Source organism: Serratia sp. CY82433 (assembly GCF_052166535.1).
In the GTDB taxonomy this organism is placed as follows: Bacteria; Pseudomonadota; Gammaproteobacteria; order Enterobacterales; family Enterobacteriaceae; genus Serratia; species Serratia sarumanii.
This window is the reverse complement of the sequence record NZ_JBJNOR010000005.1, coordinates 179,779-200,281: the sequence shown is the minus strand read 5'-3', so window position 1 is coordinate 200,281 and position 20,503 is coordinate 179,779. Positions and strand designations below refer to the sequence as shown.

Genomic DNA, 20,503 nt, shown 5'->3' with positions numbered 1-20,503 from the left:
ATGCCGCTAAAAAACACTGCAACGAACAAACCGCAGGAAATCGCCGCCATCGACCTCGGGTCGAACAGTTTCCACATGGTGATCGCCCGCGTCGTCAACGGCGCCTTACAGGTATTGGGCCGTTTAAAACAGCGGGTGCATCTCGCCGACGGATTGGACAGCAACAACGTACTCAGTGAAGAGGCGATAGAACGCGGCCTGGCCTGCCTGGCGCTGTTTGCCGAACGGCTGCAGGGCTTCCCGGCGGATAACGTCACCATCGTCGGCACCCATACCCTGCGTCAGGCGGTGAACGCCGAAGTGTTCCTCAAGCGCGCCGCCAAAGTGATCCCCTACCCGATCGAAATCATCGCCGGCCAGGAAGAGGCGCGTCTGATCTTCATGGGCGTGGAGCACACTCAGCCGGAGAAAGGCCGCAAGCTGGTGATCGACATCGGCGGCGGATCCACCGAGCTGGTGATCGGCGAAGACTTCGAGCCGCTGCTGGCGGAAAGCCGCCGCATGGGCTGCGTCAGCTTCGCCCAGCTGTTCTTCCCGGGCGGCGAGATCAGCAAAAACAACTTCCGCCGCGCGCGGCTGGCGGCGGCGCAAAAATTGGAAACGCTGGCCTGGCAGTACCGCATTCAGGGCTGGCAGTACGCGCTGGGCGCCTCGGGCACCATCAAGGCCGCCCACGAAGTGCTGGTGGCGATGGGGGAAAAAGACGGTCTCATCACCCTGGATCGCCTGGAAATGCTCGCCGAACAGGTGCTGCAGTTCAAAAGCTTCAGCTCGCTGAGCCTGCCGGGGCTGTCGGAGGATCGCCAATCGGTGTTCGTGCCGGGGCTGGCTATCCTGTGCGGCGTGTTCGACGCGCTGGCGATCCGCGATCTGCGCCTGTCCGACGGCGCGCTGCGCGAAGGCGTGCTGTATGAAATGGAAGGCCGCTTCCGCCATCAGGACATCCGCAGCCGCACCGCCAAGAGCCTGGCCGATCACTACAACATCGACCGCGAACAGGCCAAGCGGGTGCTGGAAACCACCGAGCTGCTCTACTCGCAGTGGATGGCGCAAAACACCAAGCTGGCGCATCCGCAACTGGAAGCGCTGCTGAAATGGGCCGCCATGCTGCACGAGGTGGGGCTGAGCATCAACCACAGCGGCATGCACCGCCATTCGGCCTACATTCTGCAAAACTCCAACCTGCCTGGCTTCAACCAGGAACAGCAGCTGCTGCTGGCGGCGCTGGTGCGTTTCCATCGCAAGGCGATCAAGCTCGAAGAGCTGCCGCGCCTCAACCTGTTCAAGAAGAAGCACTACCTGCCGCTGATCCAGCTGCTGCGTCTGAGCACCCTGCTCAACAACCAGCGTCAGTCGACCACCACGCCGGAAACGCTGCGCCTGACCACCGACGACAACCACTGGACGCTGCGCTTCCCGGCCGGCTACCTGGCGCAGAACAACCTGGTGCAGCTCGATTTCGAGCGCGAACAGGCCTACTGGAACGACGTCGTCGGCTGGAAGCTGCTGATCGAAGAAGAAGGCTCGCAAAACGAACAGCGCTCCGCCTGATCCCCCACCCCCTGCCAGACAGGGGGTTTTTCTTTCCGCCCTCGCCCCGTCAACCTAAACGAAGCCCTAATGCACCGCCCCGCACGCCGGAAAAAAATGGACAACTTTTGTCATCAGCGCCTAAAATCCGCTTACAAATTCTCGAGCGAATAACACAGGACACCGGCATACCGGGTGATATATGCGCAAGAAAACCACCGGACAGATGACGAAGATAGTGTTGTTTATCAGCTTTATCATTTTAGTCGGCCGACTGCTGTACGCCGCCGTGGTGGCGGTGCCTCATCATCAGGAAAAAAAGCAGGCCGCTGCGCAAAACGCCGCCGAAGTCAGCGCGCCGCAACAGGACGCCTCCTCTGAATAACCGCCGCACCCCGGCCGTTTCATAAAAATGACGCCGGCACCCGCTATGCTCTATCTTTTAATGAGCCTGCGTCAGGAACGCCGAGCGCCCGTAAAGGAACACCATGTCAGCCGCAACCCATAACGTCAAAAAAGTCGCTGAATACCGCCAGCGCATTCTCACTCTGCTGTTGAACAATAAGGAGTTGGTCGACGGCATTCTCGGCCGGCCAGGGGATGAACACGCCCTCAGCCAAAGCGAACTGCTGAACCAGACGGCGGAAATCACCGGTCTGTTGGACGATATGCACGCCGCCGACCTGGCGGACCTGCTGGAGGCGCTGCCGCAGGACGAACGTATGGCGCTGTGGCGGCTGGTGGGCAACAGCAAGCGCGGCCAGACGCTGGTGGAGGTCGCCGAACCGGTCTGGGACAGCCTGATCGAGGAAATGAGCGACAAAGACCTGCTCAAAGCGATCAAAACGCTGGACGTCGACGAACAGGCCTACCTGGCGCAATACCTGCCGCGTAACCTGATGGGCCGGTTGCTGACCTCGCTGGAGCCGGAGCAGCGCGCCCAGGTGCGCGAGATGAGCCAGTACGCCAAAGACAGCGTCGGCTGGATGATGGATTTCGAACTGGTGACGGTGCGGCCGGACGTCACGCTCGGCGCGGTGCATCGCTTCTTGCGCATGCGCAAAACCATTCCCGACGCCACCGATAAACTGTTCGTCACCGATCGCAAAAACACCCTGTTGGGCGAGCTGCCACTGACCGCAGTGCTGCTGAACGATCCGGAGATCCCGGTGCGCGAAGTGATGGACAGCGATCCCGCCACCTTTCAGCCCGAAGACAAGGCCGATGAAGCGGCCGGCGCGTTCGAACGTTACGACCTGATCAGCGCCCCGGTGGTTGACGCCAAGGGCAAACTGATGGGCCGCCTGACCATCGAAGAGATCGTCGACGCCGTCAACGAAGAGAGCGACACCAACCTGCGCCGCATGGGCGGTTTGAGCCCGGAAGAAGACGTGTTTGCCCCGGTCAGCAAGGCGGTCAAGACCCGCTGGGCCTGGCTGGCGATCAACCTCTGCACCGCATTCATCGCCTCGCGGGTGATCGGCCTGTTCGAACACACCATTTCCCAGCTGGTGGCGCTGGCGGCGCTGATGCCGATCGTCGCCGGCATCGGCGGCAACACCGGCAACCAGACCATCACCATGATCGTGCGCGCGCTGGCGCTGCACCAGATTGAAGTCGGCAACATCTCGCGCCTGATGCTCAGAGAGCTGGGCGTCGCCATCATCAACGGCGTGGTGTGGGGCGGCATCATGGGCGTCATCACCTGGCTGCTGTACGGCGACGCGGCGATGGGCGGCGTGATGACGCTGGCGATGCTGCTCAATCTGCTGCTGGCGGCGCTGATGGGCGTAGTGATCCCGATGACCATGCTCAAAGTGGGCCGCGATCCGGCGGTCGGCTCCAGCGTGCTCATCACCGCGCTGACCGATACCGGCGGCTTTTTCATCTTCCTCGGCCTCGCCACCCTGTTCCTGCTGTAATACGCGAAAAGCCGGCCGCGCGCCGGCTTTTTCGCCATTCTGTCGCCGGGTTTGCGTTAACGCAGTAAAGTCGGCCATCCCGGTAGGTTTTCCTCTCGCGCTGTACTACCCTTTGCCAATAAATCGTCTTAATTCATCCACGTCATGAATCCAATCACTGACAGAGGCCATCGGTAAGGGTGTCTATGGAGATCAGCGCGCCGAACACGTTCGGCACCCACAAAGGCGTCGTGCTGACGCATTCCCTGTTAGTGGCGCTGGCGACGTTTCTGCTCGCCTTGCTGAGCCTGTCGCTGTCCAGCGAAGCCAGCCACTTCACCCCGCTGTGGTTTCCGACCGCCGCCGCGATCGCGGTGCTGTACCGCCACGCCCCGCGCCACTGGGGCCTGCCGCTGCTGGCCAGCGGCCTCGGCATCGTGCTCGCCAGCTTCTTGCTGTTCGGCGTCAGCGCCACTCCCGTCAAGCTGGCCGCCATCAACCTGCTGGAAGCGGCGGTTTGCGCCCTGCTGCTGCGCCGCATGCTACACCCGTACGATCCGTTGAACGATCTCGCCAGTTGGCTGCGTTTTGTGGTGTGCGCGGTGATTTTTACCCCGCTGTTCAGCGCGCTGCTGGCCGCCGGCCTGGTGCCCGCGCCAGGCCAGCCTTTTTGGCAGCCGTTCGGTACCTGGTTCATTTCCGAAGCGATAGGGGTGCTGTCGCTGGCGCCGATCGGCCTCTCTTATAACCGTCGCACCCTGACAGCGCTGAACCCGTTTCCATTATTGCTGACGCTGATGGTTACGCTGGCTTTCAGCTTTATGGCGCTGACCTACCTGCCTTTTCCGTTCACGTTCGTGATTTTGCCGCTGCTGTGGGCAGCCATCGCACTGCCGCGTTTTGAGGCGTTCACCGTTTGCTTCTGCACCCTCTTGCTGATCACCGTGATGATTTCGCTGGGGTTGCTGCATTTCCAGGCTTCCGGCAAGCACCTTGGCGATCTCGGTCTGTACTTGCCGATGCTGCTGATTTTAATCCCGGCGCACGCGATGGCGGTGGTGATGCACGCCTTTCGGGTGGAAAAACAGCACATCGTCGAGAGCGAAAGCCGCTTTCGCAGCGCGCTGGAGTATTCCGCCATCGGCATGGCGCTGGTGTCGCCGCAGGGGAAATGGCTGCAGGTCAATCAGGCGCTGTGCGCGCTGCTCGGCTATACGCCTGAGGCGCTGCATAAGCTGACCTTTCAAGAAATTACGCATCCCGACGATCTCACCGCCGATCTAAGCCAGTTGCACGACCTGCTCGATGGCCATATCAGCAGCTACACCATGGAGAAACGCTACATCCGCAGCGACGGCCAGACCGTCTGGGCGCTGCTGGCGGTCTCGCTGGTGCGCGACGCCGAAGGCCTGCCGCTGTATTTCATCTCGCAGGTGGAGGACATCAGCGATTTGAAACGCAGCCAGGCGGAAAACAACCGGCTGGTGGAGCGCATTACGCTGGCCAATCAGGTGGGCGGCGTCGGCATCTGGGAATGGGTGATGAGCCAGGAAAACTTCACCTGGGATCAGCGCATGTTCGAACTCTACGATCTCAATCCCGACCAAACGCCGACGCTGGCGCTGTGGCGCACGCTGTTGGTGCCGGAAGATCGCGACCGCACCGATCGCGAGCTGGCCGCGCTGTTGGCCGACCCCAAGCCTTTCGTCATGGAATACCGCATCGTGACCCGCCAGGGCAGCGTGCGCCATATTCGCGGCCAGGGCAACGTGATCCTCGACGATCAGGGCCGGCCGCTGCGCATGATCGGCACCAATATCGACATGACCGAGCTCAAGAGCCTCGCCGAAGCGCTGCACGAGGAGAAAGAGCGTTTGCACATCACCCTCGACGCCATCGGCGAAGGGGTGATCTCCACCGACAGCCACCTGCGCATTACCTTTATGAATCCGGTGGCCGAGCAGATGTGCGGCTGGCCGCTCGATCTGGCGATCGGTATGCCCGTCGCCGGCGTGGTGCGCCTGACCAACGGCAAAGACGGCCCGGAAATCGAAAACCTCACGCAATATCCACGGCAGTGGCCGGCGGATTACGCATTGGTGCTGCACAGCCGCGACGGGCGCTATTTCGACGTGCAGCAGTCTGTCTCACCGCTGAAAACCCTCGACGGTGAAACCATGGGCGCGGTGATGGTGCTGCAGGATGTCACCGCCTCGCGCGAACTGATGAAAAAGCTCAGCTACAGCGCCTCGCACGACGCGCTGACCGGCCTGCCGAACCGCGCCAGCTTCGAGAAGCAGCTGAAAGCGGCAATCGTCGCCGGCGGGGAACCGTCACCGCCGCATTCGCTGGTGTTCCTCGATCTGGATCGGTTCAAGGCGGTGAACGACACCGCCGGCCACGCGGCGGGCGATGCCTTGCTGCGGGACATCGCCCAGCTGATGCGGCACCAGCTGCGCAACAGCGACTGCCTGGCCCGGCTGGGCGGCGACGAATTCGGCCTGATCCTGTTCGACTGCCGGCCGGAGCAGGCCAAATCGCTGATGCAACAGGTGGTCAACCAAATCAGCCAGCATCCGTTCTACTGGGAAGGGAAAATTTATCGCGTCGGCGCCAGCGCCGGCATCACGCGCATCGGCGGCGACGCCAAAAGCAGCGAGCTGCTGGCCCAGGCCGACATCGCCTGCTACACCGCCAAGCACCACGGGCGCGGCCAGGTGTATCTGTATGAAGCGCGGCAAAAACAGCTGCTGGAGCGGCAGCATGAATTGCTGAGCCTGCAGGAAGTGCAGACGATCGTCAGCGAGGGGCAGCTGCGGCTGCTGACCCGCGCGGTCGCACCGCCGGCGACGCCGCTGTCGGCCGCGTTCCACCAGGTGAAGCTGCAGGTGATGGCGCCGGACGATCGGCCGCTGCCGCACGAGGCATTCATCGCCGCCGCGCAGCTGTACGGCCTGATGCCGGACATCGACCGCTGGACGGTGGCGCAGCTGCTGGTGCACTGCGCCGACGACATCAAGCGCAAGGGGCTGTCGCTCGCGTTGCCGCTGGCCACCGACAGCCTGCTGAACACCGACTTCCAGCGCGAGCTGACGGAAAGGGTGCGCGCTTCCTCGCTGCCGCCGCAGGCACTGTTGTTCAGCGTCGATGAGGCCGTGGTGCTGGAACACGCCGCGCAGTGCCGGGCGTGTCTTCGCGAACTGCAGCAGCTGGGCTGCCGGCTGATCGTCAATGGCTTCGGGCATAACATCAATGCCTTCGATGAGCTGGGCGATCAGAAAATCGACATCATTCGCGTCGATGAACGCTTTATCACCAACGTGCACTGCAACCAGATGGATGAACTGATGGTCTCGATGCTCAACGGCGCGGCGCATCGGATCAAAGCGCAGACGCTCGCCGGGCCGGCCCACCAGCCGGTGACGCTGCAGGCGCTGCGCGATATCGGCGTCGATCTGGCGGATGGCGATCAGGTAGCGCTGGAGCAGCCGCTGGCGGTGTTGCTCAGCGACGGCTACTTCGGCATTCGCTAACCCCTCCCCCTCACCGGCGCCGTCTCGCGGGCGGCGCCGCACTCCCGTTATTCACATTGTGTTAACCCATGCGAGATTAGTGATATAAATAACACCTGAAGCTTAAACGATTAAATAAGATGAAACTCCCATGCGAACATCAGCGTATCCGTTGATTTTCCTCGACATGTGATGGCTCAGGGATAAGGGACTATGGAAAAGAAATGGTTTTCCGCCAGGGAACTGATGGGCAAGGCGGGGTTGCCTTCAACCCCGCAAGGGGTCAATTTGATGGCCCGGCGCGAAGGCTGGCTCAGCCGCCGCCGCAGCGGCGTGCAGGGCAAAGCGCTGGAATACCATATCGACAGCCTGCCGTACGGCGCGCGCAGCCTGTCAGCCTTGCGCGAGACAGACCCTCCGGGCTACGACGTCAAACGCCAGGATCCGATACGGGTCTGGATCGAGTATTACTACCACCTGACACCGGCCGAGCGGGAAAAGCTGCTGGCGTTCCTGATGCGCGAGGGCATGAGCCGCCTGCTGCAGCTGATCGAGCCCCCCCGCTAGCCCGAATGCTCAATCCTCCCCTTCCGGCGCCCAGCCGTCGTTGTGCCACAGATGCAGCGTGGCATAAGAGCGCCACGGGCGCCAACGTTCGGCATAGCGTTCGATCTGGCGCGGCGTCATGCCGGGAAAACGCTGTTTGATCAGGTAGTCGCCGGCCAGAAACACGTCCGGCCAAGACCAGGCGCGCATCGCGATATAGCTGGCGGTCCAGTTGCCGATGCCCGGCAGCGCGGTCAGCGCCCTGATGCCCTGGTCGATATCCAGCACGTTATCGAGCTGCAGCCGCCCTTCGCCCAGCGCGCGGGCGATCTCGATCAGCGCCGCCGCGCGCTTCAGCTGCACCCCGAGCGGACGCAGTGCTTCGGGCTGCAGCTGCGCCACTCGTTCGGCGCTGGGGAAAACGTGGGTAATGCCCTCGTGCGGCGCCGCCAGCGGCTCTCCCCAGCGTTCGGCCATCCGCCCGGCGAAGGTCGCCGCCATTTTCACGCTGACCAACTGCCCCAGCACCGCCCGCGCCGCCTGCTCGAAGCTGTTCACGCAGCCCGGCAGGCGCAGTCCCGGCGCATCGGCCGCCAGCGAGCCCAGCGCCTCATTGATGCGATCCGGCGCGGCGTCCAGATCAAACAGCAGGCGCACGCGGCGCAGCACCTCCGTCGTCACCAAACTGAGCGCAGGCGCGATCTCGACCCTGACCCGGTTGCGCGCTTCCTCCGGCTGCACGCTGACCCAGCCGCGATATTCCGTGCCGCCCTGGTTGACGGCGATCGAACGCAGGTAGCGGCGTCCCTCGACCCGCTCCACGCCCTGCACGGCGCGCGCCTGCAGGAAATTCAGCATGCGATCCCAGTCATAGGGCGGCCGATAGCCCAGATGGAACACCAGCCCGCTGGCGGCGGCCCGCTCACCGCGCGCGCCGCCGCTGCGCAGCGCAGACGGGATCAGGCGATAGCGCGCCTTGAACAGCTCGTTGAAACGCCGCAGGCTGCCGAAACCGGCGGCGAACGCCACCTCGCTGAGCGGCAGATCGGTATCCGCCAGCAGGCGTTTGGCCTGCAGCAACCGGTGCGACTGCGCGTAATCGATCGGCGAAGCGCCAAACTGTTCGGCGAAGATGCGCCGCAGGTGGCGATCGGAAATGCCGAGCCGCGCCGCCAGCGCTTCGCAGCTGTGTTCGGACAGATAGCCTTGCTCGATGAGCTGCACCGCCACCTGCGCATAGCGATTGCCCAGATCGATCAGCGCCAGGCCGGGCGCCAGCTCCGGCCGGCATTTAAGGCAGGGGCGAAAGCCCGCCAGCTCGGCCGCCGCCGCGCTCGGATAAAAGGTGCAGTTTTCCAGCTTCGGCGTGCGGGCGCTGCACACCGGGCGGCAATAGATGCCGGTGGAAGAGACGCCGACGAAAAAGCGGCCGTCGAATTTGCGGTCACGCGCGCGCAGCGCGTCGTACAACGCTTGCTGTTGAGTATTCATGGCAACGCTCGGGTTCGGTTTTTTCTGCATTATGGGGCTCGCCTGGCGCGCTGACGTGCGGAATTCGGACATTAAGTTAAGCATGCCGATGCCGCGCCCGCTAAATTTTTCGACACTCGCGCATTGGCGCATTGCCCGCCGGCCCCGTCTCGGGTAAAGTCGCCCCCCTTCATTGGCATGGGGACAAAAAAGAGATGTTTATTGGATTCGACTACGGGACAGCCAACTGTTCCGTCGCGGTGATGCGCGACCACGGCCCCGAGCTACTGACGCTGGAAAACAACGAACCGTATCTGCCTTCGATGCTGTGCGCGCCGACCCGCGAAGCGGTGAGCGAATGCCTGCACCGCCATTGGCAGGTGCCGACCGGCAGCGAAGAAAACCAGCAGCTGCTGCGCCGCGCCATCAGTTACAACCGCGAAGAGGACATTCCGGTCAACGGCGACAGCGTGTTGTTCGGCCTGCAGGCGCTGGCGCACTACATGGAAGATCCGGAAGAGGTGTACTTCGTGCGCTCGCCGAAATCCTTCCTCGGCGCCAACGGCCTGAAACCGCAGCAGATCGCCCTGTTCGAAGACCTGGTGTGCGCCATGATGTTCCACATCAAACGCCAGGCGGAAAACGTGCTGCAGACCGGCATCGAGCAGGCGGTGATCGGCCGGCCGATCAACTTCCAGGGCATCGGCGGCGAAGAGGCCAACCGGCAGGCGCAGGGCATTTTGCAGCGCGCCGCCGAACGCGCCGGTTTCAAAGCCATTGAATTCCAGTTCGAGCCGGTGGCGGCGGGGCTGGACTTCGAGGCGACGCTGAGCGAAGAGCAAACCGTGCTGGTGGTGGACATCGGCGGCGGCACCACCGACTGCTCGGTGCTGCTGATGGGGCCGCAGTGGCGCGACCGCGCCGATCGCCAGCAAAGCCTGCTGGGGCACAGCGGCTGCCGGGTCGGCGGTAACGATCTGGACATCATGCTGGCCTTCAAACAGTTGATGCCGCTGTTCGGCCTGGGCGGCGAAACCGCGAAAGGCATCGCCCTGCCGGCGCTGCCTTACTGGAACGCGGTGGCGACCAACGACGTGCCGGCGCAAAACGACTTCTACAGCGCCGCCAACGGCCGCGTGCTGCGCGATCTGATCCTCGACGCGGCGGAGCCGGAAAAGGTCAAACGCCTGCTGAAAGTGTACCAGCAGCGCCTGAGCTACCGACTGGTGCGCGCGGCCGAAGAGAGTAAGATAGCCCTGTCCGGCCAAACCGCCATCAGCGCGCCGCTCGGCTTCGTGCAGGCCGATCTGGCGGAGAGCATCAGCCAGGCTCAGCTCGCCGACGCCATCTCGCAGCCGTTGATGCGCATCCAGGAACAGGTCAGCGCCGCGCTGGCCAGCAGCCAGACCGCGCCGCAGGTGATCTACCTGACCGGCGGCAGCGCGCGATCCCCCCTGCTGCGCGCCGCGCTGCAACAGCAGCTGCCTGGCATTCCGATCGTCGGCGGCAACGACTTCGGCTCGGTCACCGCCGGGCTGGCGCGCTGGGCGCAAACGCTGTTCCGTTGACGGCCCAAGGGCGCGGCTCATCGCGCCCTTGCTCATTGGAGGCTATGCATCATGTCAACCATCCTTACCCTCGACAGCGCCAGGCTGCGCCTGCGCCCCTGGCGCGACGACGATCTACCGGCCTTCGCTGCGCTTAACGCCGATCCGCAGGTGATGCGCTATTTCCCGGCGACGATGACGGCCGAGGAAAGCCGCGCGCAGGCCGAACGCATCCGCGCCTTCATGCAACAACATGACTGGGGGCTGTGGGCGGTGGAAGTGAAAGACGGCGCGCCATTTATCGGGTTTGTCGGGCTGGCGCGGCCGGGCGACGATCTGCCCTGTTCCCCCTGCGTGGAGATTGGCTGGCGGCTGGCGGCGGCCCATTGGGGCAACGGCTACGCCGCTGAAGCGGCACGCGCGGCGCTGGCGTGCGCCTTCGACACGCTTCACTTGCCGGAAGTGGTGTCCTTCACCGCCGAAAACAACCAACCGTCGCGCCGGGTGATGACGCGCATCGGCATGCAATTTGACGGCGAAACCTTCCTGCACCCACGCCTGCCGGCGGGCCATCCGCTGCAAAAGCACGTCTTGTACCGGCTGAACCGGCAAACGTGGCGCGAACGTCGCGGCGATTAATACAGCGTATCCTTCAGCCGCTGCGGCAGCGCCTGGTCGTACTCCTCACCGTCGAAGCGCGTTTGGCTCACCGCGGCCAAAATATGGCCGGGGCTGGGCAGCGCCGAACGTTCGAGGCGGCTGCCCTCTTCCCAGAGTCCCGAACGCAAGATCGCCCGGCTGCACTGGAAGAACACCGCCTCCACCCGAATGCGCAGCACCGAACGCGGCAGCTGATTGCGGTGGGCGAAGCGCTGCAGCACCGCCGGCGCCACCACGATCTCCGCCCGCCCGTTAATCCGCAGCGTTTCGCCGATGCCGGGGATCAGCAGCAGCAGCGCCACCCGGTTGTCGTGCAGGATATTGCGCAGGCTGTCGATGCGGTTATTGCCGCGCCGATCCGGCAGCAGCAGGGTTTTCTCGTCTTCGATATGGATAAAACCGGCCGGATCGCCGCGCGGCGAGACATCCATGCCGTCCGGCCCGACCGTCGAGAGGGCGGCAAACGGCGCCGCCTCGATAAACGGGCGGTACGCCGGGTGGATATAGCTGACTTCTTTAAACACCGAGGGCGCGGCGGGTTTGCCGTAAAGCTGTCCCAGCGTCGCGAGGTCGTTGATGGTATCGCCAGACATTGCGGTTTCCTGAATAAGTCATATTGACCCCTTCAGCATAGAGCAAAATCGCCGGCGGCTCTTACTCAGCGCTGGCGTGGTTCAGCGTCTGAATGTCGTCCGCATCCAGCGTCAGGCGGGTGGCGCTGACCAACTCATCCAACTGCGGCAACGAGGTGGCACTGACGATCGGCGCGGTGATGCTCGGGCGCGCAATCAGCCAGGCCAGCGAGACCTGCGCCGGGGAGCTGCCGTGCTTGCCCGCCACCTGATCCAGCGCCGCCAGAATGCGGAAACCGCGCGGGTTAAGGTAGCGTTCGACGATGCGATCGCCGCGCTGGCTTTTGCCCTCGTCCGCTTTGCTGCGGTATTTGCCGGTCAGGAAGCCGCTGGCCAGCGCGAAGAAGTTGATCACCCCGAGGCCATGGCGCTGCGCCACGCCTTCCAGCTCGGCCTCATATCCTTCGCGCGCATACAGGTTATATTCCGGCTGCAGGGTTTCGTAGCGCGCCAGCCCGTTGCTTTCGCTCACCCGCAGCGCTTCTTCCAGGCGATCCGCCTGATAGTTGGAGGCGCCGATCGCCCGCACCTTGCCGGCCTTGATCAGCGCATCGAACGCCGCCAGCGTCTCTTCCAGCGGCGTATCGCGGTCATCGTCGTGCGACTGGTAGAGATCGATATAATCGGTTTGCAGACGGCGCAGCGAGTCCTCCACCGCCTGCTGAATATAGCGCGGCGACAGCCCCTGTTTGCCTTCGCCCATCGGTTTGCCCACCTTGGTGGCGATGATCACCTGGTCGCGCTTGCCGCTCTTCTTGAGCCATTCGCCGATGACGGTTTCCGATTCGCCGCCCCGGTTGCCCGGCGCCCAGCTGGAATAGACATCGGCGGTATCGATAAAGTTGAGCTGATTGTCCACCAGCGCATCCAGCAGGCTGAAAGAGGTCGCTTGATCCGCCGTCCAGCCGAACACGTTGCCGCCGAAGGTTAACGCCGGCACCTGAATGCCCGAACGGCCCAGTTGTTTCTTGCTCATCACAAAGGCTCCATGGGTTAAATGATTTGCCTGTTAATTATTAGCGCCAAATGCAGGAAATCGTTAAAACGCATTGGCTATAAGCCGGAATAAATCACTTATAAACATAGCACGCTCAAATCACCCACTTATTAGGACAATGCTGACGGTTCCTCCATATTTCCTTCATTTTTATGCCGTCTTCGCTGGCTAAACTAGTATCCTGTAAGGAGTGTCATTTTTGTGGCAATGAGTGCCCGCGCCCCTGCCTTTTGGAGAGAATTTTCACCACCATGAATGCAAAACCCCAACGTCGTTCCCTGCTGCTGCGCCTGCTGGTTGCGGCGATTGCGATCATCGTCGCCGTTCTGGCCTGGCGCCATTTCAGCGCCGCCCAACCGGCCGCCGGGACGACGCCGGGCGCGCACCAGGCCGCCGGTAAAACGGGAGCCGGCCGCGCGGCGGGCGGCAGACGCGGCGCGCCGATGTCGCCGGTGCAGGCGGCGACCGCCACCCGCCAGACGGTGCCGCGCTATCTTTCCGGCTTGGGCACCGCCACCGCCGCCAATACCGTGACCGTCACCAGCCGGGTCGATGGCCAGCTGATGGCGATCCACTTTACCGAAGGCCAGCAGGTCAAAGCCGGCGATCTGCTGGCGGAGATCGATCCCCGGCCGTTCCAGGTTCAGTTGACCCAGGCTCAGGGGCAGTTAGCAAAAGATCAGGCCACGCTGGCCAACGCCCGGCGCGATCTGGCGCGCTATCAGCAGCTGGTGAAAACCAATCTGGTTTCCCGTCAGGAGCTGGATACGCAAGCCTCGCTGGTGCAGCAGACCGAAGGCGCGATCAAGGCCGATCAGGGCGCGGTCGACAGCGCCAAACTGCAGATCACCTACAGCCGCATCACCGCGCCAATCGACGGCCGCGTCGGCCTGAAACTGGTCGACGTCGGCAACTACGTCACCAGCGGCAGCACCACCGGTCTGGTGGTGATCACGCAGACGCACCCGATCGACGTGGTGTTCACGCTGCCCGAAGGCAACATCGCCGATCTGCTCAAGGCGCAAAAAGCCGGGCCGGTGGGCGTCGAAGCCTGGGATCGCACCAACCAGAACAAGCTGACGACCGGTTCGCTGCTGAGCCTGGACAACCAAATTGATACCGCCACCGGCACCATCAAGCTGAAAGCGCGCTTCACCAACGAAGATGACGCGCTGTTCCCCAACCAGTTCGTCAACGCGCGGCTGCAGGTGGATACCCTGCACGATGCGGTGGTGATCCCGACCGCCGCGTTGCAGATGGGCAACGAGGGCAACTTCGTCTGGACGCTCGGCGAAGACAACAGGGTCAGCAAACATCGGGTCACCGCCGGCGTGCAGGACAGCCGGCAGGTGGTGATCAGCGCCGGCCTCAACGCCGGCGATCGGGTGGTGACCGACGGTATCGATCGCCTGACCGAAGGCATGCAGGTGGAAGTGCTCGCGCCGAGCGAAGCGCCGGCGGCGGCCAACGCCAAGCGCGAACCTGACGTTCAGAGGAAGTCCTGATGCAGGTGATGCCTCCCAACGCCGGCGGCGGTCCGTCCCGCCTGTTTATTCTGCGTCCGGTCGCCACCACGCTGCTGATGGTGGCGATATTGCTGGCGGGGATTATCGGCTATCGCGCGCTGCCGGTGTCCGCCCTGCCGGAGGTGGATTACCCCACCATCCAGGTGGTGACGCTGTATCCCGGCGCCAGCCCGGACGTGGTGACCTCCGCCATTACCGCGCCGTTGGAACGCCAGTTCGGCCAGATGTCCGGCCTCAAACAAATGGCGTCGCAAAGCTCCGGCGGCGCCTCGGTGGTCACGCTGCAGTTCCAGCTGGCGCTGCCGCTCGACGTCGCGGAGCAGGAAGTGCAGGCGGCGATCAACTCCGCCACCAACCTGCTGCCGACCGATCTGCCCTACCCGCCGATCTACAGCAAGGTTAACCCGGCCGATCCGCCGATCCTGACGCTGGCCGTGACCTCCACCGCCATGCCGATGACGCAGGTGGAAGACATGGTGGAAACCCGCGTGGCGCAAAAAATTTCTCAGGTGACCGGCGTCGGCCTGGTGACGCTGGCCGGCGGCCAACGCCCGGCGGTGCGCGTAAAATTGAACGCCGCGGCGGTCGCCGCCTATGGCCTGAACAGTGAAACCATCCGCGCCGCCATCAGCAACGCCAACGTCAACTCGGCGAAAGGCAGCCTGGACGGCCCGACCCGCTCGGTCACCCTGTCCGCCAACGACCAAATGAAATCCGCCGACGACTATCGCCAGCTGATCGTCGCCTACCAGAACGGCGCGGCGATCCGCCTGCAGGATATCGCCACCATTGAACAAGGGGCGGAAAACACCCGACTGGCGGCCTGGGCCAACAAGCAACAGGCGATCGTGCTGAACATCCAACGCCAGCCTGGCGTCAACGTCATCACCACCGCCGACAGCATCCGCGAAATGCTGCCGACGCTGATTAAAAGCCTGCCCAAATCGGTCGACGTCAAGGTGCTGACCGATCGCACCACCACCATCCGCGCCTCGGTCAGCGACGTGCAGTTCGAGCTGCTGCTGGCGATCGCGCTGGTGGTGATGGTGATCTACGTGTTCCTGCGCAACGTGCCGGCGACCATTATCCCCAGCGTGGCGGTGCCGCTGTCGCTGGTCGGCACCTTCGCCGCCATGTACTTCCTCGGCTTCTCCATCAACAACCTGACGCTGATGGCGCTGACCATCGCCACCGGCTTCGTGGTGGACGACGCCATCGTGGTGATCGAGAACATCTCGCGCTACATCGAGAAAGGGGAAAAACCGCTCGACGCCGCGCTGAAAGGCGCCGGCGAGATCGGCTTCACCATCATCTCGCTGACCTTCTCGCTGGTGGCGGTGCTGATCCCGCTGCTGTTCATGGGCGACATCGTCGGCCGCCTGTTCCGCGAGTTCGCCGTCACGCTGGCGGTGGCGATTTTGATCTCCGCCGTGGTGTCGCTGACGCTGACGCCGATGATGTGCGCGCGCATGCTCAGCCACGAATCGCTGCGCAAGCAGAACCGGTTTTCCGCCGCCTCCGAACGCTTTTTCGACCGGGTGATCGCGCGATACGGCCAGTGGCTGAAAACGGTGCTTAACCATCCCTGGCTGACGCTCGGCGTGGCCGTGGGCACTCTGGCGCTGACGGTATTGCTGTACCTGCTGATCCCGAAAGGCTTCTTCCCGGTGCAGGACAACGGCATCATTCAGGGCACGCTGGAAGCGCCGCAGAGCGTCTCGTTCAGCAATATGGCCGAGCGCCAGCAGCAGGTCGCGGCGCAGATCCTCAAAGATCCGGCGGTGGAGAGCCTGACCTCGTTCGTCGGCGTCGACGGCAGCAACGCCACGCTCAACAGCGGCCGGCTGCAGATCAATCTGAAGCCGCTGAGCGAACGCAGCGAGCGCATTCCGGCGATCATCAGCCGCCTGCAGCAGCAAACGGCGCAGTTCCCCGGCGTGAAGCTGTATCTGCAGCCGGTGCAGGATCTGACCATCGATACCCAGGTCAGCCGCACCCAGTACCAGTTCACCCTGCAGGCGATGTCGCTGGACGATCTCAGCCTGTGGGTGCCGCAGCTGATGGATGAGCTGAAGCAAACCCCGCAGCTGGCGGACGTCACCAGCGACTGGCAGGATCAGGGGCTGGTGGCCTACGTCAACGTCGATCGCGATTCGGCCTCCCGCCTCGGCGTCACCATGAGCGACGTGGACAATGCGCTGTACAACGCGTTCGGCCAGCGCCTGATCTCCACCATCTACACCCAAGCCAACCAATACCGCGTGGTGCTGGAACACGACGTCAGCGCGACGCCGGGGCTGGCGGCGCTCAATGAGATCCGTCTGAGCGGCAACGACGGCGCCGTGGTGCCGCTGAGCGCCATCGCCAAAATCGAAGAGCGCTTCGGCCCGCTGTCGGTCAACCATCTCGACCAGTTCCCGTCGGCCACCGTTTCGTTCAACGTCGCCGACGGCTACTCGCTCGGCGAGGCGGTCGACGCGGTCACCCAGGCGGAAGAAAATCTCAACATGCCGAGGGACATCACCACCCAATTCCAGGGGGCGACCCTGGCCTTCCAGGCGGCGCTCGGCAGCACGCTGTGGCTGATTTTAGCGGCGGTGGTGGCGATGTACATCGTGCTGGGCGTGCTGTATGAAAGCTTCATTCATCCGGTCACCATCCTCTCCACCCTGCCGACCGCCGGGGTCGGCGCGCTGCTCGCGCTGATGATGGCCGGCAGCGAGCTGGACGTGATCGCCATCATCGGCATCATCCTGCTGATCGGCATCGTGAAGAAGAACGCCATCATGATGATCGACTTCGCGCTGGCGGCGGAACGCGAACAGGGCTTATCGCCGCGCGACGCCATCTATCAGGCCTGCCTGCTGCGTTTTAGGCCGATCCTGATGACCACGCTGGCGGCCTTGCTCGGCGCACTGCCGCTGATGCTGAGCACCGGCGTCGGCGCGGAGCTGCGGCATCCGCTCGGCGTCTGTATGGTCGGCGGTTTGATCATGAGCCAGATCCTGACGCTGTTCACCACGCCGGTGATCTACCTGCTGTTTGACAAACTGGCGCGCAACACGCATCGCCAGCCGGATACGCAGGAGCTGCCGTGAAATTCTTCGCCCTGTTCATTCACCGGCCGGTGGCCACCACCCTGCTGACGCTGGCCATCGCCATCAGCGGCGCGATCGGTTTTCGCCTGCTGCCGGTGTCGCCGCTGCCGCAGGTGGACTTTCCGGTGATTTCGATCAGCGCGTCGCTGCCGGGCGCCTCGCCGGAAACCATGGCGTCCTCGGTGGCGACGCCGCTGGAGCGCGCGCTGGGCCGCATCGCCGGGGTTAACGAAATGACCTCGATGAGCTCGCTCGGCAGTACCCGGGTCATTTTGCAGTTCGATCTCGATCGCGACATCAACGGCGCCGCGCGCGATGTGCAGGCGGCGATCAACGCCGCGCAAAGCCTGCTGCCGACCGGCATGCCGAGCCGCCCCAGCTACCGCAAGGTCAACCCTTCCGACGCGCCGATCATGATCCTGACGCTGACCTCGGACACCTACAGCCAGGGGCAGCTTTACGATTTCGCCTCCACCCAGCTGGCGCAGAAGATCAGCCAGACCGAGGGCGTCGGCGACGTTTCCGTGGGCGGCAGCTCACTGCCGGCGGTGCGGGTGGAGCTGAACCCTTCGGCGCTGTTCAATCAGGGCGTGTCGCTGGACACCGTACGGCAGGCCATCGCCAACGCCAACGTGCGCCGCCCGCAGGGCGCCGTGGAAAACCCGCAGCAGCGCTGGCAGATCCAGGCCAACGACGCGCTGAAAACCGCCGAGGCCTACCGTCCGCTGATCGTTCATTACAACAACGGCTCGGCGGTGCGTTTGGCCGACGTGGCCGAGGTTAAAGACTCGGTGCAAGACGTGCGCAACGCCGGGATGACCGACGCCAAACCGGCGATCATTCTGGCCATCAGCCGCGCGCCGGACGCCAACATCATCGAAACCGTCGATCGCATTCGCGCCGAGCTGCCCGCCCTGCAGGAGAATATCCCGGCCTCGATTAAACTCAGCGTCGCGCAGGATCGTTCGCCGACCATTCGCGCGTCGCTGGCCGAGGTGGAACAGTCGCTGGCGATCGCCATCGGGTTGGTGATCCTGGTGGTGTTCATCTTCCTGCGCTCCGGGCGCGCCACGCTGATCCCGGCGGTCGCCGTGCCGGTGTCGCTGATCGGCTCGTTCGCCGCCATGTATCTGTGCGGGTTCAGCCTCAACAACCTGTCGCTGATGGCGCTGACCATCGCCACCGGCTTTGTGGTGGACGACGCCATCGTGGTGCTGGAAAACATTTCCCGCCATGTCGAGGCCGGCATGAAACCGATCAACGCCGCGCTGCTGGGCGCGCGGGAAGTCGGTTTCACCGTGCTGTCGATGAGCGTTTCGCTGGTGGCGGTGTTTATCCCGCTGCTGCTGATGGAAGGCCTGCCCGGCCGGCTATTCCGCGAGTTCGCCGTCACCCTGTCGGTATCGATCGGGCTGTCGCTCATCGTCTCGCTCACGCTCACGCCGATGATGTGCGCCTACCTGCTGCGCCACCAGCCGCCGCGTTCGCAGCGGCGGGCGCGCGGCTTCGGCAAAATGCTGCTGGCGCTGCAGCAGGGCTACGGACGCTCGCTGAACTGGGTGCTCGGCCACTCGCGCTGGGTGCTGGCGGTGTTCCTCGCCACCCTTGCGCTCAACATCTGGCTGTATATCAGCATCCCGAAAACCTTCTTTCCGGAACAGGATACCGGGCGCCTGATGGGCTTTATCCAGGCCGACCAAAGCATTTCGTTCCAGGCGATGCGCGGCAAACTGGAAGACTTCATGAAAATCGTGCGCGAAGATCCGGACGTGGAAAACGTCACCGGTTTTACCGGCGGCTCGCGCACCAACAGCGGTTCGATGTTCATCTCACTGAAACCCCTGTCGGTACGCAGCGACGACGCGCAGAAAGTGATCGCCCGCCTGCGCGCTCGCCTGGCCAAAGAACCGGGCGCCAGCCTGTTTCTGATGGCGGTGCAGGATATCCGCGTCGGCGGCCGGCAGGCCAACGCCAGCTACCAATACACGCTGCTGGCGGACGATCTCGCCGCGCTGCGCGAATGGGAGCCGAAGATCCGCACCGCGCTGGCCGCATTGCCCGAGCTGGCGGACGTCAACTCGGATCAACAGGATAAAGGTTCGGAAATGGATCTGGTCTACGATCGCGAAACCATGGCGCGCCTCGGCATTTCGGTATCCGACGCCAACAACCTGCTGAACAACGCCTTCGGCCAGCGGCAGATTTCGACCATCTATCAACCGCTTAACCAATACAAAGTCGTGATGGAAGTGGCGCCGCCCTACACCCAGGACGTGAGCTCGCTGGACAAAATGTTCATCATCAACAGCGAAGGCAAGGCAATACCGCTCTCCTACTTCGCCAGTTGGCGGCCGGCCAACGCGCCGCTGTCGGTCAACCATCAGGGGCTGTCCGCCGCCTCGACCATCTCCTTTAACCTGCCGGACGGCGGCAGCCTGTCGGACGCCACCGCCGCGGTAGAGCGCACCATGACTCAGCTCGGCGTGCCGTCTACGGTACGCGGCGCGTTCGCCGGCACCGCCCAGGTATTCCAGGACACCCTGAAGTCGCAGCTGATCCTGATCCTGGCGGCTATCGCCACGGTCTATATCGTGCTCGGCGTGCTGTATGAGAGCTATATCCATCCGCTGACCATCCTTTCCACGCTGCCTTCCGCCGGCGTGGGCGCGCTGCTGGCGCTCGAGCTGTTCGGCGCGCCGTTCAGCCTGATCGCGCTGATCGGCATCATGCTGTTGATCGGCATCGTGAAGAAAAACGCCATCATGATGGTCGACTTCGCGCTCGAGGCGCAGCGCAACGGCGGCATCAGCGCCCGCGAGGCGATTTTCCAGGCCAGCCTGCTGCGTTTCCGGCCGATCATGATGACCACGCTGGCGGCGTTGTTCGGCGCACTGCCGCTGGTGCTGACCAGCGGCGACGGCGCGGAGCTGCGCCAGCCGCTCGGCATCACCATCGCCGGCGGCCTGGTGATGAGCCAGCTGCTGACGCTGTACACCACCCCGGTGGTCTACCTTTACTTCGACCGGCTGCAGGCGAAGTTCCGCCGCAACAAGCAACTGGCCCCGCTGCCGCATTAATGGTCGA

At 63.7% G+C, this 20,503-nt stretch carries 13 protein-coding genes; 10 read left to right on the top strand and 3 right to left on the bottom strand.

Annotated features, from left to right (window positions below):
- The 5 genes from ppx (at nucleotide 1) to ACJ8PI_RS20610 (ending at nucleotide 7,510) form a co-directional block, all read left to right on the top strand.
- A complete protein-coding gene (gene ppx / locus ACJ8PI_RS20630) occupies nucleotides 1-1,551 on the top strand; it encodes an exopolyphosphatase (protein ID WP_033635528.1) in 1,551 nt (516 codons plus the stop codon).
- 181 nt (nucleotides 1,552-1,732) lie between these two features.
- Nucleotides 1,733-1,915: a YfgG family protein gene (locus ACJ8PI_RS20625; protein WP_004941600.1), complete on the top strand. Its 183-nt coding sequence runs from the start codon at nucleotides 1,733-1,735 to the stop codon at nucleotides 1,913-1,915.
- 103 nt (nucleotides 1,916-2,018) lie between these two features.
- Nucleotides 2,019-3,452 (top strand): magnesium transporter, encoded by a 1,434-nt coding sequence (gene mgtE / locus ACJ8PI_RS20620; RefSeq protein ID WP_033654569.1) that lies wholly within the window; start codon nucleotides 2,019-2,021, stop codon nucleotides 3,450-3,452.
- A gap of 185 nt (nucleotides 3,453-3,637) precedes the next feature.
- Entirely contained in the window at nucleotides 3,638-6,964 is a 3,327-nt protein-coding gene (locus tag ACJ8PI_RS20615; RefSeq protein ID WP_049234952.1) for a diguanylate cyclase, read from the top strand.
- Nucleotides 6,965-7,156: 192 nt separating this feature from the next.
- Nucleotides 7,157-7,510, top strand: a complete 354-nt coding sequence (locus ACJ8PI_RS20610) for a DNA-binding protein (RefSeq protein ID WP_033635531.1) — start codon at nucleotides 7,157-7,159, stop codon at nucleotides 7,508-7,510.
- Between the two features lie 9 nt (nucleotides 7,511-7,519).
- Here ACJ8PI_RS20610 and alkA read toward each other — a convergent pair whose 3' ends face one another.
- Nucleotides 7,520-9,010: a DNA-3-methyladenine glycosylase 2 gene (alkA, locus tag ACJ8PI_RS20605; RefSeq protein ID WP_060423946.1), complete on the bottom strand. Its 1,491-nt coding sequence runs from the start codon at nucleotides 9,008-9,010 to the stop codon at nucleotides 7,520-7,522.
- A 164-nt stretch (nucleotides 9,011-9,174) separates the two neighbouring features.
- Between alkA and yegD the strand changes: the two genes are divergently transcribed.
- Together yegD and ACJ8PI_RS20595 are read left to right on the top strand one after the other, a co-directional pair.
- A complete protein-coding gene (gene yegD, locus ACJ8PI_RS20600; protein ID WP_033648831.1) occupies nucleotides 9,175-10,527 on the top strand; it encodes a molecular chaperone in 1,353 nt (450 codons plus the stop codon).
- A gap of 51 nt (nucleotides 10,528-10,578) precedes the next feature.
- A complete protein-coding gene (locus ACJ8PI_RS20595; protein WP_103773016.1) occupies nucleotides 10,579-11,145 on the top strand; it encodes a GNAT family N-acetyltransferase in 567 nt (188 codons plus the stop codon).
- Here the strand turns inward: ACJ8PI_RS20595 and ACJ8PI_RS20590 are convergent.
- Together ACJ8PI_RS20590 and ACJ8PI_RS20585 are read right to left on the bottom strand one after the other, a co-directional pair.
- Nucleotides 11,142-11,759 (bottom strand): pyridoxamine 5'-phosphate oxidase family protein, encoded by a 618-nt coding sequence (locus ACJ8PI_RS20590; RefSeq protein ID WP_164134640.1) that lies wholly within the window; start codon nucleotides 11,757-11,759, stop codon nucleotides 11,142-11,144. The genes ACJ8PI_RS20595 and ACJ8PI_RS20590 overlap by 4 nt on opposite strands.
- A gap of 61 nt (nucleotides 11,760-11,820) precedes the next feature.
- Nucleotides 11,821-12,774 carry an aldo/keto reductase gene (locus ACJ8PI_RS20585; RefSeq protein ID WP_041036271.1) on the bottom strand — a complete coding sequence of 318 codons (954 nt, stop codon included), beginning with the start codon at nucleotides 12,772-12,774 and terminating at the stop codon, nucleotides 11,821-11,823.
- Nucleotides 12,775-13,046: 272 nt separating this feature from the next.
- On the opposite strand from ACJ8PI_RS20585, the gene ACJ8PI_RS20580 reads away from it, so the two are divergent.
- Genes ACJ8PI_RS20580 through mdtC form a run of 3 tightly spaced genes read left to right on the top strand, consistent with a single transcriptional unit; the run spans nucleotide 13,047 to nucleotide 20,496 of the window.
- Entirely contained in the window at nucleotides 13,047-14,300 is a 1,254-nt protein-coding gene (locus ACJ8PI_RS20580) for an MdtA/MuxA family multidrug efflux RND transporter periplasmic adaptor subunit (protein WP_079656708.1), read from the top strand.
- The gene (locus ACJ8PI_RS20575) at nucleotides 14,300-17,419 is read left to right on the top strand and encodes an MdtB/MuxB family multidrug efflux RND transporter permease subunit (RefSeq protein WP_041036275.1); all 3,120 of its coding nucleotides are present in this window, start codon (nucleotides 14,300-14,302) and stop codon (nucleotides 17,417-17,419) included. The genes ACJ8PI_RS20580 and ACJ8PI_RS20575 overlap by 1 nt, the downstream gene beginning before the upstream one ends.
- Nucleotides 17,416-20,496, top strand: coding sequence for a multidrug efflux RND transporter permease subunit MdtC (gene mdtC, locus ACJ8PI_RS20570; RefSeq protein ID WP_164134639.1), 3,081 nt, complete (start codon nucleotides 17,416-17,418; stop codon nucleotides 20,494-20,496). Before ACJ8PI_RS20575 ends, mdtC begins: the two co-directional genes overlap by 4 nt.
- Nucleotides 20,497-20,503 lie beyond the last annotated feature (7 nt).

Bases quoted from the DNA above. Each gene is read 5' to 3' on its own strand.
- ppx (WP_033635528.1), top strand. From the start codon at position 1: ATGCCGCTAAAAAACACTGCAACGAACAAACCGCAGGAAATCGCCGCC.
- ACJ8PI_RS20625 (WP_004941600.1), top strand. From the start codon at position 1,733: ATGCGCAAGAAAACCACCGGACAGATGACGAAGATAGTGTTGTTTATC.
- mgtE (WP_033654569.1), top strand. From the start codon at position 2,019: ATGTCAGCCGCAACCCATAACGTCAAAAAAGTCGCTGAATACCGCCAG.
- ACJ8PI_RS20615 (WP_049234952.1), top strand. From the start codon at position 3,638: ATGGAGATCAGCGCGCCGAACACGTTCGGCACCCACAAAGGCGTCGTG.
- ACJ8PI_RS20610 (WP_033635531.1), top strand. From the start codon at position 7,157: ATGGAAAAGAAATGGTTTTCCGCCAGGGAACTGATGGGCAAGGCGGGG.
- alkA (WP_060423946.1), bottom strand. From the start codon at position 9,010: ATGCAGAAAAAACCGAACCCGAGCGTTGCCATGAATACTCAACAGCAA.
- yegD (WP_033648831.1), top strand. From the start codon at position 9,175: ATGTTTATTGGATTCGACTACGGGACAGCCAACTGTTCCGTCGCGGTG.
- ACJ8PI_RS20595 (WP_103773016.1), top strand. From the start codon at position 10,579: ATGTCAACCATCCTTACCCTCGACAGCGCCAGGCTGCGCCTGCGCCCC.
- ACJ8PI_RS20590 (WP_164134640.1), bottom strand. From the start codon at position 11,759: ATGTCTGGCGATACCATCAACGACCTCGCGACGCTGGGACAGCTTTAC.
- ACJ8PI_RS20585 (WP_041036271.1), bottom strand. From the start codon at position 12,774: ATGAGCAAGAAACAACTGGGCCGTTCGGGCATTCAGGTGCCGGCGTTA.
- ACJ8PI_RS20580 (WP_079656708.1), top strand. From the start codon at position 13,047: ATGAATGCAAAACCCCAACGTCGTTCCCTGCTGCTGCGCCTGCTGGTT.
- ACJ8PI_RS20575 (WP_041036275.1), top strand. From the start codon at position 14,300: ATGCAGGTGATGCCTCCCAACGCCGGCGGCGGTCCGTCCCGCCTGTTT.